Source organism: Marinobacter sp. P4B1 (assembly GCF_001447135.1).
Lineage (GTDB): Bacteria > Pseudomonadota > Gammaproteobacteria > Pseudomonadales > Oleiphilaceae > Marinobacter > Marinobacter vinifirmus.
The window spans coordinates 356,260-372,434 of record NZ_LLXM01000005.1; the positions used below are offsets into that span (position 1 = coordinate 356,260).

At 59.7% G+C, this 16,175-nt stretch carries 16 protein-coding genes; 5 read left to right on the top strand and 11 right to left on the bottom strand.

What is annotated here, in order from left to right; all coding sequences use genetic code 11:
- The first annotated feature begins 36 nt into the window (after nucleotides 1-36).
- Nucleotides 37-903 carry a DUF6279 family lipoprotein gene (locus AQ621_RS03370; protein ID WP_145840240.1) on the top strand — a complete coding sequence of 289 codons (867 nt, stop codon included), beginning with the start codon at nucleotides 37-39 and terminating at the stop codon, nucleotides 901-903.
- Between the two features lie 75 nt (nucleotides 904-978).
- On the opposite strand, the gene AQ621_RS03375 is transcribed toward AQ621_RS03370, so the two are convergent.
- The 5 genes from AQ621_RS03375 to AQ621_RS03395 all read right to left on the bottom strand — a co-directional run bounded on the left by AQ621_RS03375 (nucleotide 979) and on the right by AQ621_RS03395 (nucleotide 6,062).
- Complete coding sequence (locus AQ621_RS03375) at nucleotides 979-1,749, bottom strand: SDR family oxidoreductase (protein WP_022988613.1); 771 nt, start codon at nucleotides 1,747-1,749, stop codon at nucleotides 979-981.
- A gap of 30 nt (nucleotides 1,750-1,779) precedes the next feature.
- The gene (locus tag AQ621_RS03380) at nucleotides 1,780-2,469 is read right to left on the bottom strand and encodes a histidine phosphatase family protein (RefSeq protein WP_022988612.1); all 690 of its coding nucleotides are present in this window, start codon (nucleotides 2,467-2,469) and stop codon (nucleotides 1,780-1,782) included.
- Nucleotides 2,469-3,533, bottom strand: coding sequence for a phosphotransferase family protein (locus AQ621_RS03385; protein WP_058340265.1), 1,065 nt, complete (start codon nucleotides 3,531-3,533; stop codon nucleotides 2,469-2,471). Before AQ621_RS03385 ends, AQ621_RS03380 begins: the two co-directional genes overlap by 1 nt.
- Nucleotides 3,534-3,554: 21 nt before the next feature.
- On the bottom strand, nucleotides 3,555-4,376 hold the full coding sequence (locus tag AQ621_RS03390; RefSeq protein WP_058340266.1) for an SDR family oxidoreductase: 822 nt from the start codon (nucleotides 4,374-4,376) through the stop codon (nucleotides 3,555-3,557).
- Nucleotides 4,377-4,850: 474 nt separating this feature from the next.
- Nucleotides 4,851-6,062, bottom strand: coding sequence for an acyl-CoA dehydrogenase family protein (locus AQ621_RS03395; protein ID WP_058340267.1), 1,212 nt, complete (start codon nucleotides 6,060-6,062; stop codon nucleotides 4,851-4,853).
- 146 nt (nucleotides 6,063-6,208) lie between these two features.
- On the opposite strand from AQ621_RS03395, the gene AQ621_RS03400 reads away from it, so the two are divergent.
- On the top strand, nucleotides 6,209-7,111 hold the full coding sequence (locus AQ621_RS03400) for a LysR family transcriptional regulator (RefSeq protein ID WP_058340268.1): 903 nt from the start codon (nucleotides 6,209-6,211) through the stop codon (nucleotides 7,109-7,111).
- On the opposite strand, the gene AQ621_RS03405 is transcribed toward AQ621_RS03400, so the two are convergent.
- Nucleotides 7,105-7,461 (bottom strand): hypothetical protein, encoded by a 357-nt coding sequence (locus AQ621_RS03405; RefSeq protein ID WP_058340269.1) that lies wholly within the window; start codon nucleotides 7,459-7,461, stop codon nucleotides 7,105-7,107. The two genes, AQ621_RS03400 and AQ621_RS03405, sit on opposite strands and share 7 nt — an antisense overlap.
- A gap of 23 nt (nucleotides 7,462-7,484) precedes the next feature.
- Nucleotides 7,485-7,646 carry an EAL domain-containing protein gene (locus AQ621_RS17225; RefSeq protein WP_227508232.1) on the bottom strand — a complete coding sequence of 54 codons (162 nt, stop codon included), beginning with the start codon at nucleotides 7,644-7,646 and terminating at the stop codon, nucleotides 7,485-7,487.
- 143 nt (nucleotides 7,647-7,789) lie between these two features.
- On the opposite strand from AQ621_RS17225, the gene AQ621_RS03410 reads away from it, so the two are divergent.
- Together AQ621_RS03410 and AQ621_RS03415 are read left to right on the top strand one after the other, a co-directional pair.
- Entirely contained in the window at nucleotides 7,790-8,944 is a 1,155-nt protein-coding gene (locus AQ621_RS03410) for an isocitrate/isopropylmalate dehydrogenase family protein (protein ID WP_058340270.1), read from the top strand.
- Between the two features lie 45 nt (nucleotides 8,945-8,989).
- The gene (locus AQ621_RS03415) at nucleotides 8,990-10,249 is read left to right on the top strand and encodes an aspartate aminotransferase family protein (protein WP_022988604.1); all 1,260 of its coding nucleotides are present in this window, start codon (nucleotides 8,990-8,992) and stop codon (nucleotides 10,247-10,249) included.
- Between the two features lie 83 nt (nucleotides 10,250-10,332).
- Here AQ621_RS03415 and AQ621_RS03420 read toward each other — a convergent pair whose 3' ends face one another.
- Nucleotides 10,333-10,902 (bottom strand): YceB family lipoprotein, encoded by a 570-nt coding sequence (locus AQ621_RS03420; RefSeq protein ID WP_058340271.1) that lies wholly within the window; start codon nucleotides 10,900-10,902, stop codon nucleotides 10,333-10,335.
- 69 nt (nucleotides 10,903-10,971) lie between these two features.
- Nucleotides 10,972-12,198, bottom strand: coding sequence for a pyridoxal phosphate-dependent aminotransferase (locus tag AQ621_RS03425; protein ID WP_022987986.1), 1,227 nt, complete (start codon nucleotides 12,196-12,198; stop codon nucleotides 10,972-10,974).
- 153 nt (nucleotides 12,199-12,351) lie between these two features.
- Here AQ621_RS03425 and AQ621_RS03430 point away from each other — a divergent pair, with 153 nt between their 5' ends.
- Entirely contained in the window at nucleotides 12,352-13,332 is a 981-nt protein-coding gene (locus AQ621_RS03430; RefSeq protein ID WP_058340272.1) for a D-2-hydroxyacid dehydrogenase, read from the top strand.
- A gap of 144 nt (nucleotides 13,333-13,476) precedes the next feature.
- Here the strand turns inward: AQ621_RS03430 and AQ621_RS03435 are convergent, their stop codons facing one another.
- Together AQ621_RS03435 and acs are read right to left on the bottom strand one after the other, a co-directional pair.
- Nucleotides 13,477-14,142, bottom strand: coding sequence for a LuxR C-terminal-related transcriptional regulator (locus AQ621_RS03435; RefSeq protein WP_022988856.1), 666 nt, complete (start codon nucleotides 14,140-14,142; stop codon nucleotides 13,477-13,479).
- 42 nt (nucleotides 14,143-14,184) lie between these two features.
- Nucleotides 14,185-16,134, bottom strand: coding sequence for an acetate--CoA ligase (acs, locus tag AQ621_RS03440; RefSeq protein WP_058340273.1), 1,950 nt, complete (start codon nucleotides 16,132-16,134; stop codon nucleotides 14,185-14,187).
- Nucleotides 16,135-16,175: the final 41 nt, after the last annotated feature.

Sequence of the window (16,175 nt, forward strand, 5' to 3'; positions counted from 1 at the left end):
ACATTTTTCCATACGGCTTATTACCGAGAGACTTTCATGATGGATCATCGAAGGCTCAGCAAACGCCCTGGCTTCCTCGGCCTCGCAGTCCTGATGCTGATACTTGCCGGGTGCAGCTCAACCAAACTGGCCTACCGTTATGCCGACTGGGGTGTGGTCTGGTGGGTGGAAGACTACGTCGACCTGACCGGTGAACAAAAAGCCACCCTGAACCGGGACCTTGATGCCCTGCGCCAGTGGCACTGCTCCGCGGAGCTTCCCCGCTATACCCTCTGGCTGGATGAACTGGAAGCCGACCTGGCCCGCGGCACGCCCGATGTCGATACTATTCACTACCACCGCCAGCAGCTCACTGCCTTTATCCCGGACTTGCTCGACCGGGCCGTGCCGGTCGCAGTCAACCTGCTGAAAACCCTGTCAGATGACCAGGTTCAGGAGCTGGCCCGGAACATGGCCCGTGATCAGCGGGAACTGGAAGACGAAATGCTGGCTGGCACCGAGCAGGAAACAGCCAGGGCCCGGGCTGAAAGAACCAGCGAGCGGCTGGAACGCTGGCTGGGTTCACTGAATTCGCAGCAGCAGGCGTTGGTTGAGGCCTGGTCTGCCGACCGGGGCCGGCAAACCGAAATCTGGCTGCAAGGTCGGGAGAACTGGCAAAAAGCCCTTCTGGCCACGCTGGAAACCCGGAACCAACCCGGCTTCAGTGCCAATATCCGGGAGCTGGTGGTGAACTCGGAGACAGCCCGGGGGCCTGAGTACCAGGCAATGCTGGATGAGAGCCAGCAAGCCATGGCAGAGCTGATGCATAACCTGCTGCAGGCAGGCAGCAGCCGGCACCAGGAACATCTGCTGGCCAAGGCCGGCGAATTGAACGGCGACTTCACCACCCTCATTTGTAGCTGAATTTTCATTCAGCCAAACAAAAAGCCCGGATGATTTTCCGTCATCCGGGCTTTTTGTTTGGCTACGCTGCAATCGTTAAACGGTCAGGTAACCACCGTCCGCGTTAATGCAGGCGCCGGTGGTGTAACTGGACGCATTGGACACCAGGTACAGCACAGTGCCGGCCATTTCGTCCGGGTCCGCTACCCGCTTCATCGGGATGTGGGCCATGGCCTGTTTCTTGATGGCCTCATTGGTGGTCAGCGCGCTGGCGAACTTGGTGTCGGTCAGGCCCGGCAGCAGGGCATTCACCCGCACATTCTGCTGGCCTAGTTCCATGGCGAAGGACTTGGTCATGGAAATCACCGCCGCCTTGGTTACCGAGTAGATGCCCTGGAAGTGGCCGGGGTTCACACCGTTAACCGACGCCACGTTCACAATAGAACCGCCTCCGTTCTTCTTCATCATCTGAGCGCCACGGGCACACATGAAGAAGTAGCCGCGGATGTTCACGTCTACGGTTTTGTTGAAGGCACCTAAATCGGTATCTTCCACCGGCCCAAAGTACGGGTTAGCGGCAGCGTTGTTGACCAGGATATCCAGCTTGCCGTGCTCTTTGGCAATGTGTTCCCACACCGCTTCAATCTGGTCCATCTCACCAATGTGGCAAGCGAAGGCTTCGGCGCTGCCGCCGTCTTCCCGGATGCTGCTGGCCACCGCTTCGCAACCGTCAATCTTGCGGCTGCTGACAATCACATGGGCGCCGTAATGAGCCAGGGTGCGGGCAATGCTCTCGCCAATGCCGCGACTGGCACCGGTTACCAGGGCGACTTTGCCGCTCAGATCAAACAGGTTCAGGTTGCTCATGGGGTTCCCTCTTGGTTTTCGGGTAAAGAATTATCGGAATGTCACCAGGGAAGGGTTCTCCGCTTCCAGGTGGCTGTAGTTGTTGAATACGGCCAGGCTGCGCCGGGGGCCGGAATACAGAATGCGGGACACGCTGGTGTTGGCGATTACATTGTTCATCTCCAGCGCCTTGCGGTCTGAAAGCTCCAGCAGGTGCTGGGCAATCACAGCAATGGGGCCGCCGGAGGTGGAGACGATCACATCAGCACCGCCGGCCAGCTCGATCAACTCATCCAGCGCTGCACCGACCCGCTGCCGGAAACCGATCCAGGTTTCGGCGTATTCGTGGTCGTACTCGCCACTGACCCAGCGGGCCACGGCTTTTTCGAACGCTTGCTGGAAAGCTTTGGCTGGCTTGGGAAAGCTGGCCAGATCCCGCGCCATTACCTGTTTATCGGCCCACTCCGGGCGCAGGCGCTCCACCACTTGCAGGTGATCGAATTCGTTCAGGCCCTCGAGCACCTGCATCCCCGGCAAGGCCGAGCCATAGCCGGTGGCGATGGCTTCCACGGTTTCACGATGGCGCTGCAGGTTGCCGCCAAAGATGGCGCCGGGCTCCACCTTGTCCGCCAGCCAACGGCCCAGAATCTTGCCCTGCTCCCAGCCGCGGGGAGACAACTGATCGTAGTTTTCCTTGCCAAAACTGGCCTGGCCATGGCGTACCAGATAGATGGTGGCCATTACAGGGTGCTCTCGCTGATCAGCCGCTGGCAGCGCTTTTCCAGGTAGTTGGCGGCATGGCCGAAGGCAGCAAAGCGCTTGTCCTTGGTCTGGCCGTGGTAGAAGCGGTAATAAATTTGCTGGATGATCACCGCCAGCCTGAACAGGCCATAGATTTCGTAAAAATCGAACTTTTCAGCACGAAATCCGGACTTCTCCATGTAGTAGTCCACCACTTCCTTCCGGGTCAGCATGCCAGGGCGGTGGGTGGGCTGGCGCCGAAGCATCTGGAACGGGCCTTCATCGTCCGCTTCAATCCAGTAGGCCAGGCTGTTGCCCAGATCCATCAGCGGATCACCAATCGTGGCCATTTCCCAGTCCAGCACGCCGATCACTTCAAACGGGTTGTCCGGATTCAGTACCACGTTGTCGAAACGGTAGTCGTTGTGGATCACCACCTGGGCAATGTCGTCCGGCATCTTGTCATTGAGCCAGGCCATCACTTCTTCAAAGTCACCCACGTCTTCCGTACGAGCCTTCCGGAACCGATCGCTCCAGCCGCCAATCTGCCGCTGCACGTAACCGGCGCCCTTACCCAGCTTGTCCAGGCCTGCGGCCCTGGCATCCACGGTATGCAGGTCTACCAGCTTGTCGATCACGTTCAGGCACAGCTTGCGGGTGTCTTCAGCGCTCAGCTCGAAATCCTTGGGGAAATCCTGGCGCAGAATGATGCCCTTGAGCCGTTCCATCACGTAGAAATCACAGCCCAGAACGCTGTGATCGTCGCAGATGGCGACAATATTGGGCACGTAGGGATACGCCGGCTTCAAGGCCTCCATTACGCGAGCTTCCCGCAGCATGTCGTGGGCAGACTTGGCAATCTTGCCGAACGGCGGCCGGCGCAGCACGTAGGACTGGTCGCCGTAATCCACCTGATAGGTCAGGTTGGACGCACCGCCCGGGTACTGCTTGATACTCGGCTGGCCTTCCAGGCCCGGAATGGCCTGCTTCATGAACCGGTCAACAGCACCAACATCCAGCTCCTCGCCTTCGCGGATGTCTACGGCCTGGTCGATCTGTGTCATTCAATTTCTCCTGTGATGTGTTCAGGCGTTCGCCTTGCCACCCATCTTGCTCATCCAGCGCTTGGTTTCCTGGTGCATCAACCAGTCAAACGCCCAGGGCGCATGGCGCTTGAGCACCCACATACGGCGCTCCTTGGCGTGGGGCAGAACCCAGAAATCCTTGTCTTTCACACTGCGGAAAATATCCTCGGCCACGTCTTCGGCGGTAATGCTGGAGCGCTTCATCAGCTTGTTCACGTTCTGCTGGATACCGGGAATGTCCGAGCGCATGGTGCTGGTCAGATTGGTCTGGAAAAACGCCGGGCACACGCAGCTGACGTGAATACCGGCATCCCGTAGTTCCTGGCTAAGGGTTTCCGAAAGGGCAATCACGCCGGCTTTAGACACATTGTAGCTGTCCATCAAGGGAGCAAGCATGAGGCCGGCCATGGAGGCTACGTTCACAAACGCGCCGGAGCCTTGTTTCTTGAACAGTGGCGTGAAGGCTTTGCAGCCACGCACTACGCCCAGTACGTTGATGTCGAGGATCCATTCCCAGTCTGCCATGGTGGTGTCTTCAATGGAGCCTGCGGAGGCAACGCCGGCGTTGTTGACGACAACGTCCACACCACCCCATTTCTGTACCAGGTCATCACGGACTTTCTCGAAGTCGCTCAGGCGGCGTACATCACACTCAACAAAGTAGCCTTCGCCACCGGCGTTGTTCAGCTCCGCTTCAACGGCTACACCCTGTTCCGGGTTGATGTCCCCGATGCAGACTTTCGCGCCCTCTTTGGCGTACCGCAATGCAATCGCCCGGCCCAGGCCACTGGCCCCGCCGGTTATGAATACCCTCTGTGTCATGTTCGTGCTCACCGTTTCTACGTTTGAGTTCGTTTTGTATTTTGGAGTTCGCGTTCTTTATGCTTATGAGAAAGAGTTGGTGCCAGAGGGCCCTTTCCAAAAACCGCTACAAGCACATCCATGTGCGCTTCTCTCCGGCCATCCATGGCCTCCGAAATTTTTGGAAAGGGCCCTCTGGCACCAACTCCCATACTCTCCAGTATGCTGTTCAAAAGAAGAAAATTCTTTGGCGCACCGCTCGGTAACCCATTCGAGATCCACCTTGGCAAAACCACCAGCATTTGTTCAGGGAAGTCCCCCCCAAAAGTTGGATGTGGCCGTTGGGGTGGCGCTTCTGAAAATTTGTGGAGCCATGGATGGCGGAACACAAGCGCCACATGGACGTGCCGAAGGAGCGCTTTTCAGAAGCGCCACCCCAACGGCCACCCACTCCGAGCCAAGAGGCCAGAAGAGCCAAAGCACCCAAGCCCAAAATCAGGACTTATACTTCCGAAGCTCCAGGCGAGCCACCATGGCCCGATGCACTTCGTCGGGACCGTCGGCCAACCGCAGAACCCGAGCGTAACCGAATAACGCTGTCAGCGGGAAATCATCGTCGCTGACACCGGCACCGCCGTGAATCTGAATCGCCTCATCCACAATCTGCTGCAGCATCTTCGGCACCACTGCCTTGATCATGGAGACTTCCTGCAAGGCGCCCATGATGCCCTTGGTGTCCAGCGCCCAGGCGCATTTCAGGGTTAGAAGCCGAGCTTGTTCGATGTTCATTCGGGCATTGGCGATGATGTCCGGGTTGCCACCCAGTTTGGCGATCGGGCGGCCGAAGGCTTCGCGGGTCATGGCGCGTTTGATCATGATCTCCAGAGTGCGTTCAGCAGCGCCGATGGCGCGCATGCAGTGGTGTACGCGGCCCGGGCCAAGGCGGCCCTGGGCGATTTCGAAGCCGCGGCCGGGGCCGGCGATGATGGCGCTTTTGGGCAGGCGTACGTTGTCGAACAGTACCTGGCCGTGGCCATAGGGCTCGTCGTAGGCGCCGAAGACCGGCAGCATGCGCTCAACGGTGATGCCCGGGGTGTCGAGCGGCACCAGCACCATGGAGTGACGGCGATGTTTCTGGGCGTCCGGGTCGGTTACGCCCATGAAGATGCCAACTTTGCAGTCCGGATGGCCGATGCCGGTGCTCCACCATTTGCGGCCGTTGAGCACGACTTCGTCGCCTTCAACGGTGGCGGTGGCTTCCATGTTGGTGGCGTCTGATGAGGCCACGGCCGGTTCGGTCATGCAGAAGGCGGAGCGGATTTCGCCACTCAGCAGTTTCGGCAGCCACTCGGCTTTCTGTTCTTCAGAGCCATAGTGGATCAGCACTTCCATGTTGCCGGTGTCCGGCGCGTTGCAGTTGAAAATTTCCGGGGCGATGAAGCTGCGGCCGGTTTCTTCGGCAATCAGAGCGTAGTCGGAGTTCAGCAGGCCACAGCCGTATTTGTCGTCCGGGAAGAACATGTTCCACAGGCCCTGGGCCTTGGCTTTCTCCTTCAGTTCTTTGATGACCGGCAGCACTACCCAGCGGTTGTCCCGAGAGGCAAGCTCCTTGTGGTACTGCTCTTCGATGGGATAGATCTCGTCACGCATGAATTTTTTCACGCGGTTGAGGTAATCCTGGCCTTTCTCGGAAATGTTGAAATCCATGGTGCAGCTCCTCGCGCTTGCCTGCCCCGTTGGGGGCGCACTTTCAGTCAGATGGCGAACAGTCTAGGAGCCCATATGCTATTACGCGACTGAATTGTTCTTATCATTTATCATTAGCACCACTAATTCAGATAACGGATTCCCACATGGCCCTCAATCGACTGGACCTGAACCTGCTGCACGTTTTCGACACCATCTACCGGGAAGGCAGCCTGACCCGTGCCGCCAAGGCCCTGCACCTGACCCAGCCCGCCATCAGCCATTCCCTGGCCCGGTTGCGGGATCACTTCAACGATCCGCTGTTTACCCGCCAGGGCAACCAGATGGTGCCCACGCCGCTGGCCCGGCGGTTTCTGGAGTCCATGCGCCCGGGGCTGAACCAGGTCCAGAGTGCGGTGAACCAGTTCCACGCCTTTGACCCGGCCACCCAGCGTAAAACCTACTCGCTCGGTTTGCGGGATGTGCTGGAGTCCACCTTCCTGCCCCAGCTGATGAACCGGCTGGAGCCTTACCCGGAAATGGAAATCGTCAGCCAGCGAATTCCGCGGCGGGATATGGAAACCCAGCTGGCAGCCGGCAAGCTGGACTTTGCCATTGATGTGCTGCTGCCGGTGAGCAACCACACCAGCCATGAATTGCTGAGGCAGGACAGGCTGGTGGTGCTGGCCCGAGAAGGGCACCCGGTGGTGACAAGGGGGCTGGATATGGACGCCTATCTGGAGGCGAAACACGTGCTGGTGTCGTCCCGAACCGAGGGGCCGGGCATTGAGGATTTCGAGCTGTCACGCCGTGGCGTTCAACGCAATATCCGCCTGCGGTGCCAGCATTACTATGCCGCCTGCCGGGTGGTGGAAAATTCAGACCTGCTGCTGACCATGCCGGAAACCTACGCCCGGATTATCGCCGAGCGTTCCGATATTCAGGTGATGAGCCCGCCGGCACAGCTGCCGTCGTTAGACGTGCACCTGTACTGGCACAAGGCCTATGAAGGAGAGCCTGCACTGGTGTGGTTCCGGGATCTACTGCGGAGCCTGTCGGGGAATCAGTAAGCCCCCACCAGCATCAGGAAACCGAAGAAGCCGGTGGCGGTAATGCCCAGAGACACCGCCACAATCCCGAACCCCCACCAGATGGCAGCGCCATCGGAAATGTTCACACCATGGCCCCGCAAGGTGCGATAGAAAGCCCAGGGGCCCAGTACAAAGGCACCTACCACGGCAAACACCAGCCCGATGGCAATGCCGGCAAAGGTCCAGGTGGCCAGCACCATGGCCCGGTCAGAGGTCTGGTCGGTTACATCGTGGTGCTCCAGGAACTTCTTGCAGAAGAACCACACCAGGGCAAACAATGCGGCCACAAACACCAGGCCGCCAATCAGGGTAATTATCCGATACAGCACGTGGGCATCCTGTTAAAACATGATCAATCGGGGAACACCGGCTCCGGCAGGCACTCGAATCCGGGCCGGGCGAACAGATAGCCCTGATACAGCACAATGCCCTGAGATCGCAGCCAGTAATACTCTTCGGGAACTTCCACCCCCTCAGCCACAATCCGGCTGAGTAAGCCGTTCCAGAAATCAATTACCTGCCACTATAGCCAGCAAGTCTGCAGGGGTAAAACAGCAAATCCGGAAACACGGCTTTGCCACTGGCATCTGACCTGCCGGGAACTACACTGACGGTGTTGCATCACACCCTACAGCAAAGCATGAAGGAGGTTCGGGAATGGCCCAGACCGCTCGCATCGCCGTTACCCCCGGTGACGGCATTGGCCCGGAAGTGGTGGCAGAAGCCGTCCGCTGCCTGGAAACCCTGCGTGCAAAGCACGACCTGGCCCTGGAGTGGACACGGTTTCCCTGGCCCTCACACGCCTGGCATGAGGAATATGGCGAAAGCTGGCCGAAGGATGCCCTGCAGCAACTGAAAGCCTACGACGCCATTCTGCTGGGCGCGCTGGGAGACCCCGGGCCAATCGATGATACCAACCGCTACCTGCTTTCGGACAGCGTGTCCCTTGCACCCCTGCTGGAGATGCGCAAAGGCTTTGACCAGTGGGTGTGCGAACGCCCGGCCCGGTTACTGCCCGGCGCCCGCCAGTACCTGAAAGATGACCGTGCCAGGGACATCGACATGCTGGTGATCCGCGAAAACAGTGAAGGCGAGTATGTCAGCCAGGGTGGCCGCCTGCGCCAGGGCACGCCGGATGAAGTGGCGACCCAGATGGAAGTATTCACCCGCCGGGCCACCGAGCGGATTATCCGCTACGGTTTCGAGCAGGCCCGCCAGCGCGCCGCCGAGCGCGTTCAGGACGGCCGCACCCGCAGCTTCCACCGGTGCGACGGTTCCACCTGTGAAAGCCAGGTGTGCCTGATAACCAAGCGCAATGCCCTGCGTTACTGGGGCGACATGTACACCGAGGTGTTCGAGGACATCGCCCGGGAATACCCGGATGTGGCCACCCACCACGAGCTGGTGGATGCCGCCTGCATGAAGTTTGTATCCAGCCCGTGGGCCTTTGACGTGGTGGTGGCCAGCAACCTGCAGGGCGACATCCTGACTGACCTGGCCGCAGTGATCTCCGGCGGCATGGGAGTGGCCCCCTCCTGCAACCTGAACCCCACAGACCCGGACATGCCGTCGATGTTCGAGCCTACCCACGGCAGCGCCCCGGATATCGCCGGCCAGGGCATTGCCGACCCCACCGCCATGCTGTTCACCACCGCCCGCATGCTCGACTGGCTGGGCCGTAAAGACCCGACCCTGGCCCAGGCCGGCAAAGAACTGTTCGATGCGGTGGCGGCAGACCTGGCCAAACACGGCGGAGACCGGCGCGCCACCCGTGAAATCGGCGACGCTATTTGTAAACGGCTGGCCCCGTGACTAGGCTGCAATAGAGAGCTGTTCCATTCACTTCGGGAGGTATCCATGACCGACCACAAAGGCAAACTTTCTCCCCTGCTCAAGCAGGCTACCGGCATCACCGCCGCCAAGGGCGAAGGCGCCTACATTGTTGATACAGACGGCCGTCGCTACCTGGATTTCACCTCGGGTATCGGGGTAACCAGTACCGGCCATTGCCACCCGAAAGTGGTGGAGGCCGCCCAGAAACAGGTGGCCACCATGATTCACGCCCAGGCCACCACGGTGATGAATCCCCGGTTGCCGGAGCTGGCGGAAAAACTCGGTGCGCTCACGCCAGACCCGCTCAATGCCTTCTTCTTCTCCAACGCCGGCACCGAAGTGGCCGAGGGGGCTATCCGGCTGGTGCGGCAGGTAACCGGCCGGCCCAACATCATTGTGTTCCATGGCGGGTTCCATGGCCGCACCATGGGCTCGCTGTCCATGACCACCTCCAGCGTCGGCCTTCGGGCCGGGGTCAGCCCGATGATGGGTGGTGTCGTGGTTTCCCCCTTCCCCCACGCCTTCCACTACGGCTGGAGTGAAGACGAAGCCACCGATTTCTGCCTGAAAGAACTGGACCGCATCTTTGTCACCTATTCCGCCCCGAAAGAAACCGCTGCCATGCTGATCGAGCCGGTTCAGGGGGAAGGTGGCTACGTGCCCGCCAATGCCCGCTTTATGCAGGGGCTGCGGGAACGCTGCGACAAGCACGGCATCATGCTGGTATTCGATGAAGTTCAGGCCGGCTTCGGCCGCAGCGGCAAGTTCTGGGCCCACGAGCACTTCGGGGTAACGCCGGATGCCATCATGATTGCCAAGGGGCTGGCCAGCGGCTTCCCGATTTCCGCGCTGGCGGCGTCTGAGGAAACCATGGCCAAGGGCTGGCCCGGCTCCCAGGGCGGCACCTACGGCGGTAACGCAGTGGCTGCAGCCGCGGCCATCGCAACCATCGAGGTGATCCAGGAAGAAGGCCTGGTGCAGAACGCCGACCGCATGGGCAAACGCCTGTGGGACAACCTGCATAACCTGAAGAAAGACTACCCGGACATGGCCGATGTGCGTGGCAAGGGCCTGATGATCGGGGTGGAAATGCGCCGGGGCGAATGCCCGGACGGCGAGCGGGCCGGCAAGATTCTCAAGGAATGCGAGAAGCGGGGCCTGCTGATGCTGCGCTGCGGCCCCTACCAGGAAATCGTACGCTGGCTGCCGCCGCTGATCGTCAACGAACAGCAGATTGACGAGGCGTGCGGAATCTTCGAGGAAGCCCTTAAAGCCACCGCCTGATCCTTAAACCGGCAACAACGAAAAACGCCAGGCGGGAAACCACCTGGCGTTTTTTATGGATGCCGGTCAGCAATCGAGGCAGGTTACTCCGCCATTACAAACTCCAGCCGACCCGGGGCTACCCGGATATCCATGGGCACCAGGCCGAACATGCGCTGGGCGGTATCGGTTTCATCCAGCCGATACACCGGCATGGTTTCCAGCATCTGGGCCACCACCCGCATCACGGTATCGGTAACCGGCGCCAGGTCGCCCTTGAAGAAGGGTGAATCCACGGAGCTTTCCAGCAACTGCAGCCGGCGGATATACACGGCTTTTTCCTGACTGTCGTAGACCGGGGCGCCTTCCACTTTCAGGGCCAGATCCACCGGCAGTCTGGTCATCAACGCATTCAGGGCCACCTGCCCTTTCAGGTCGATCACCGCCACATCGCGACCGTCCGGCCCCAGGGTAATATCCGCATCACTCAGGCTCAGGCTGAGCGGCGAGCCGCTGTTCAGCTGCTCACGGTCGTACTTGGCCACGGCATTTTTCAGGTGGCCTTCGATTTCACCTTCGGAAATGGAATACGGGGAAAAGCTGGCACAGCCGCTGGCCAGCACCACGGCAAACAGCGCAGCCAGTCTCAGGAAAGGTTTCAATACGTCCGTCATAAGTCAGTCTCCTCGGAAATGCCACTATAGTGCGGTATCTCCGGGGCACTGACAACTTAAACTCCGGTATCAGAACTGTTGCTTGGCCATCCAGGGGATGATCCGGTCGAAGGCTTCATCCAGCCGCTCACAGGGAGTGGAGAAGCTGAAGCGCAAGGCGTTGGTGCAGCTTTCGCCAAAGGCATCCCCGGGCACGGCACAAACGCCGGTTTCCTTGAGCATCCGCAAGGCTACATCAGAGCCGTCCACATGGGGCGGCAGGTTCGGGAAGGCATAGAAGGCGCCGCCGGGCTTGTAGCCGGTGAGGTATGGCGTCTGGTCGATCAGGTCCACAATCTTGTCCCGCCGCTCCCGGTATATATCCACCATATCCTTTACGCATTGCTGGTCGCCGTTCAGTGCGGCCACCCCGGCAAACTGGGCGGGTGTGTTGGCCACCGACGTGGTGAACATGTGATACCGGCGCAGGGACTTGATAGCGGCCTGGCTGGAAATCACCCAGCCTACCCGCAGCCCCGCCATGCTGTAGGTTTTGGAGAAGCTGCTGATGCACATGATGTTGTCCAGGTCCATGGAGCAGTTGAGCACACTGGCAAAGTCATCGTCATCAAACAGCATGTGGTCGTACACCTCGTCGGCGTACACCTGGATGCCCCGGTAGGCACATTCTTCCAGGATGGTCTCCACGGTACTGCGGGGGTAAACCGCGCCGGTGGGGTTGTTCGGGTTGTTCAGGATAAGCGCGAAGGTGCGCGAGCCCATGGCCCGGATCACTTCGTCCGGGTCCAGCTGGTGGTCGTTCTCTGCCCGGGTGGGTATGAACTTCACCTCGCCCCCGGTCATGCGGATCAGTGGCGCGTATAGCAGGAACGACGGGTCCGTCACGATGAACTGCCGCCCCGGGGCCGACGTGGCGGAAATGGCCAGGTACATGGCCTCGGTGGCGCCGCTGGTCACCAGGATGTTATCGCGGGTGAGTTTGCGGTTATATCGTTTGCCATAATAGTCCCGCAGCGCTACCAGCAACTCCGGCAGGCCGGCGTCCATGGTGTAACCGGTCTGGCCTGCATTCAGGGCATCCACATAGGCGTCGATAATGTGTTTCGGCGTTGGCAGGTCCGGCTGGCCGATGGAAAGATGGATTACATCCTTCATGGTGGCTGCCATATTCACAAGGCGGCGAATGCCGGATACCGGGATGGCCTGCATGGCCGGATTCCAGCTGGCCTTCGCCTTACGGTACTTCATTTTCCGCGGCTTGGACTCACCTGTGTCCTTGTTTACCGGGTCTGCCATATGCACCTCCACGCATCAGGAAATAAAGGCCTGATTGCAGCGTAGTCACGAAAAATCAGAGGTACAAGGAAACCGCCAACATTGACCCCGGCCGGCCGCGCTACCAGACTATAAAAAGACGATTAAACGCCTTCAGAAATCTCCGGAGTTGAAATGACCGAATCCCGCCAACCGGTTATCACCGTTCTGACCGCCCCGGGCGAAGATGCCCCGGCCGGCATCGAAGCCGTCAAGGCACGGGCCGAAGTACGCTTTGCCTGGGACGAACAAACCCTGCGGGACACCCTGCCCGGCACAGACGTAATGATGGTGACCGACTTCCGCACCGAAGCACTGGAAGCCGCCTGGCCCGCCGCAGACCGCCTGCAATGGATCCACGCCACCAGTGCCGGGGTAGATGCCCTGATGTTCCCTGCCCTGATCCAGAGCGACGTTATCGTCACCAACGCTCGGGGTATTTTCGACCGCACCATTGCCGAATATGTATTGTGCAGCATTCTGATGTTCGCCAAGGACTTTCCCCGCTCCATCCGCCTGCAGGACCAGCACCAGTGGCAGCACCGGGATACCGAGCGGGCAGAAGGCAAGCAGGTGCTGGTGGTGGGCGCGGGCTCCATCGGCCGGCAGATCGGCCGGCTGGTGAAGGCCATCGGCATGCACCCCCACGGCATTGCCCGCACTCCCCGAAAGACAGACCCGGATTTTGAAGCGGTGCACGGCAATGACGAACTTTATGACCAGCTCCGGCACGCGGATTTTGTGGTGATTGCGGCACCGCTGACGCCCCAGACCGAGGGGCTGTTTGATACCAGGGCCTTTGCGGTGATGAAAAAATCCGCCCGCCTGATCAACATTGGCCGTGGGCCGATTGTGAAAACCGGGGATCTGGTGAAGGCGCTGGATGAAGGCGAGATTGCCGGGGCGGCGCTGGATGTATTCGAGGAAGAGCCGTTGCCGTCTGATCATCCGCTGTGGGAGCGGGAGAATGTGATTATGACGGCGCACATGGCGGGCGATTTCATCGGCTGGAAGCGGGCGCTGACCGATCAGTTCCTGGAGAACTTTGACCGGTGGCACCAGGGAGGGGAGCTGTTCAACCTCGTTAATAAGGAGCTTGGGTATGCGGGGAGCTAGTGCTTTGGAGCCTTTGTCTGGCACCGGAGCGCCTGGCAACCAATGGTATGCCCCAACAGCAGCACAGCACCCAAACTCAAGGGCCCCAAAACAAAACGGGAGCCCAAAGGCTCCCGTTCTGAAACAAACTTAAAAGCTAAAACCTCAGCCCCCCGAAAGCGACTGCTCCGAAGGATCCAGCTCCATCTGCTGAATGGCAATCACCGCCTGGGTCCGGTTACGAACCCCAAGCTTGCGGAACACCGCTGTGATATGCGCCTTGATGGTCGCCTCGGAAACATCCAGATCATAGGCGATCTGTTTGTTCAGAAGCCCCTCGGCCAGCATACCCAGCACCCGGAACTGCTGCGGCGTCAGTGACGCCAGGCGCTCCGAGAAGTCCGTGGTCTCAGCCTGCATGCGTTCGATCTTGTCCGCTACGCCTTCCGGCAGCCAGACATCACCTTCCAGAACCGCCTGAATGGCCTCGGTAATGGTTGGCAGCGGTGCACTCTTGGGAATGAACCCGGAGGCACCGTAGTCCACCGAACGGCGCATAACCTGCAAGTCTTCCGATCCTGACACAACCACCACCGGCAAGCCCGGGTACTGGCCACGCATGAACACCAGACCCGAGAAGCCGTGGGCACCCGGCATATTCAGATCCAGCAGGATCAGATCGGCATCCGGGTGCGACTCTACCGCCGCCTGCAGGGCCTTGATGCTGTCGACCTCTACGGTCTCGGCATCCGGCACCGCCTGATTGACCGCCTGTTTCAATGCTGCCCGAAACAACGGGTGATCATCAGCGACGATAATTGTTTGTGTCATTCAACAGATTCCTCTCAGGTTAAGGGCTGTCGAGGGCCGGCGTTACCTGAACGCCCGGCTGTCGATCAGCTCATCCACTACGCCCGGATCAGCCAGGGTAGAAGTATCACCCAACTGATCGTGCTCGTTAGCGGCAATCTTACGCAAAATCCGGCGCATAATCTTGCCCGATCTTGTCTTGGGCAGTCCAGGCGCCCACTGGATCACGTCCGGAGAGGCAATCGGGCCGATTTCCTTGCGCACCCACTGCACCAATTCTTTCTTCAGTTCATCAGACGGCTCTTCGCCCTGAACCAGGGTTACGTACACGTAGATGCCCTGACCCTTGATCTCGTGCGGATAGCCTACCACAGCGGCCTCGGCCACTTTTTCGTGGGCAACCAGCGCGCTTTCGACTTCGGCAGTACCCAGGCGGTGACCGGATACGTTCAGTACGTCGTCCACACGGCCAGTAATCCAGTAGTAACCGTCTTCGTCGCGACGGGCACCGTCACCGGTGAAGTACATGCCCTTGTAGGTGCTGAAGTAAGTCTGGATGAAGCGCTCATGGTCACCGTAGATGGTGCGCATCTGGCCCGGCCAGCTGTCCATGATGACCAGGTTGCCCTCGGTCTTGCCTTCCAGGATGTTACCTTCGTTATCCACCAGCGCCGGCTGTACGCCAAAGAACGGCAGGGTAGCGGAGCCCGGCTTCAGGTCTACTGCGCCCGGCAGCGGGGAAATCAGGATGCCGCCGGTCTCGGTCTGCCACCAGGTGTCCACAATCGGGCACTTGCTGTTACCGATAACCCGGTGGTACCACTCCCAGGCTTCCGGGTTGATCGGCTCACCCACAGAACCCAGCAGCTTCAGGCTGTCACGCTTGGTGCCGCTCATGCAGGACTCGCCTTCGGCCATCAGGGCACGGATAGCGGTCGGTGCGGTGTACAGGATGTTGACCTGGTGCTTGTCCACTACCTGCCCCATGCGGGAGCTGTCCGGATAGTTGGGCACACCTTCAAACAGCAGGGTGATGGCGCCATTGGCCAGCGGGCCGTACAGGATGTAGCTGTGGCCGGTTACCCAACCGAAGTCAGCGGTACACCAGTACACGTCACCATCGTGATAATCGAACACGTACTGGTGGGTCATGGAGGCATACACCATGTAACCACCGGTGGTGTGCAGAACGCCTTTCGGGGCGCCGGTAGAACCGGAGGTGTACAGCATGAACAGCGGGTCTTCCGCGTTCATCGGCTCCGGCTCGCACTCGGCCGAGGCGTTTTTCATCAGGTCTTCGTAGCGGGCATCGCGGCCTTCGGTCCAGGGCACCTGGTCGTTGCCGGTGCGGGTGACCACAATCACGCGTTCAACCTTGGCGTCTTCCTCATGCTTGAGGGCGGCATCCACGTTTTTCTTCAGCGGTATGGCACGGCCGCCACGCAGGCCTTCGTCGGCAGTGATCACAAAGCGGGATTTGCCGTTAACAACGCGGGCTCCCAGTGCTTCCGGAGAGAAACCACCAAACACCACCGAGTGGATGGCACCGATACGGGCACAGGCCAGCATGGCAACGGCAGTTTCAACAATCATCGGCATGTAGATGGTGACGACATCACCCTTCTTGACGCCCTGATCTTTCAGTACGTTGGCAAACTTACAGGTTTCTTCGTGCAGTTCGCGGTAGGTGACGTTGCGGGAAACCGAGGGATCATCGCCTTCGAAAATAATGGCGGTCTGGTCTGCGCGGTCTTTCAGGTGACGGTCCAGGCAGTTGGCAGAGGCGTTCAGCACGCCGTCTTCAAACCACTTGATGGACAGGTTGTTGTAGTCGTAGGTGCTGTTCTTGACCTTGCTGTAGGGCTTGATCCAGTCCAGGCGCTTGCCGTGCTCGCCCCAGAAGGTGTTCGGGTCTTCTACCGACTGGCGATACATGGCTTCGTACTGTTCGCGGGTAACCAGTGCGCGATCGGCCACTTCCGGACTCACCGGATATACCTGTTTATCAGTCATTGTGCTCCCCCTATTAAGAGTCTGTTGTCATTATGGGTTTT

Bases quoted from the DNA above. Each gene is read 5' to 3' on its own strand.
- AQ621_RS03370 (WP_145840240.1), top strand. From the start codon at position 37: ATGATGGATCATCGAAGGCTCAGCAAACGCCCTGGCTTCCTCGGCCTC.
- AQ621_RS03375 (WP_022988613.1), bottom strand. From the start codon at position 1,749: ATGAGCAACCTGAACCTGTTTGATCTGAGCGGCAAAGTCGCCCTGGTA.
- AQ621_RS03380 (WP_022988612.1), bottom strand. From the start codon at position 2,469: ATGGCCACCATCTATCTGGTACGCCATGGCCAGGCCAGTTTTGGCAAG.
- AQ621_RS03385 (WP_058340265.1), bottom strand. From the start codon at position 3,533: ATGACACAGATCGACCAGGCCGTAGACATCCGCGAAGGCGAGGAGCTG.
- AQ621_RS03390 (WP_058340266.1), bottom strand. From the start codon at position 4,376: ATGACACAGAGGGTATTCATAACCGGCGGGGCCAGTGGCCTGGGCCGG.
- AQ621_RS03395 (WP_058340267.1), bottom strand. From the start codon at position 6,062: ATGGATTTCAACATTTCCGAGAAAGGCCAGGATTACCTCAACCGCGTG.
- AQ621_RS03400 (WP_058340268.1), top strand. From the start codon at position 6,209: ATGGCCCTCAATCGACTGGACCTGAACCTGCTGCACGTTTTCGACACC.
- AQ621_RS03410 (WP_058340270.1), top strand. From the start codon at position 7,790: ATGGCCCAGACCGCTCGCATCGCCGTTACCCCCGGTGACGGCATTGGC.
- AQ621_RS03415 (WP_022988604.1), top strand. From the start codon at position 8,990: ATGACCGACCACAAAGGCAAACTTTCTCCCCTGCTCAAGCAGGCTACC.
- AQ621_RS03420 (WP_058340271.1), bottom strand. From the start codon at position 10,902: ATGACGGACGTATTGAAACCTTTCCTGAGACTGGCTGCGCTGTTTGCC.
- AQ621_RS03425 (WP_022987986.1), bottom strand. From the start codon at position 12,198: ATGGCAGACCCGGTAAACAAGGACACAGGTGAGTCCAAGCCGCGGAAA.
- AQ621_RS03430 (WP_058340272.1), top strand. From the start codon at position 12,352: ATGACCGAATCCCGCCAACCGGTTATCACCGTTCTGACCGCCCCGGGC.
- AQ621_RS03435 (WP_022988856.1), bottom strand. From the start codon at position 14,142: ATGACACAAACAATTATCGTCGCTGATGATCACCCGTTGTTTCGGGCA.
- acs (WP_058340273.1), bottom strand. From the start codon at position 16,134: ATGACTGATAAACAGGTATATCCGGTGAGTCCGGAAGTGGCCGATCGC.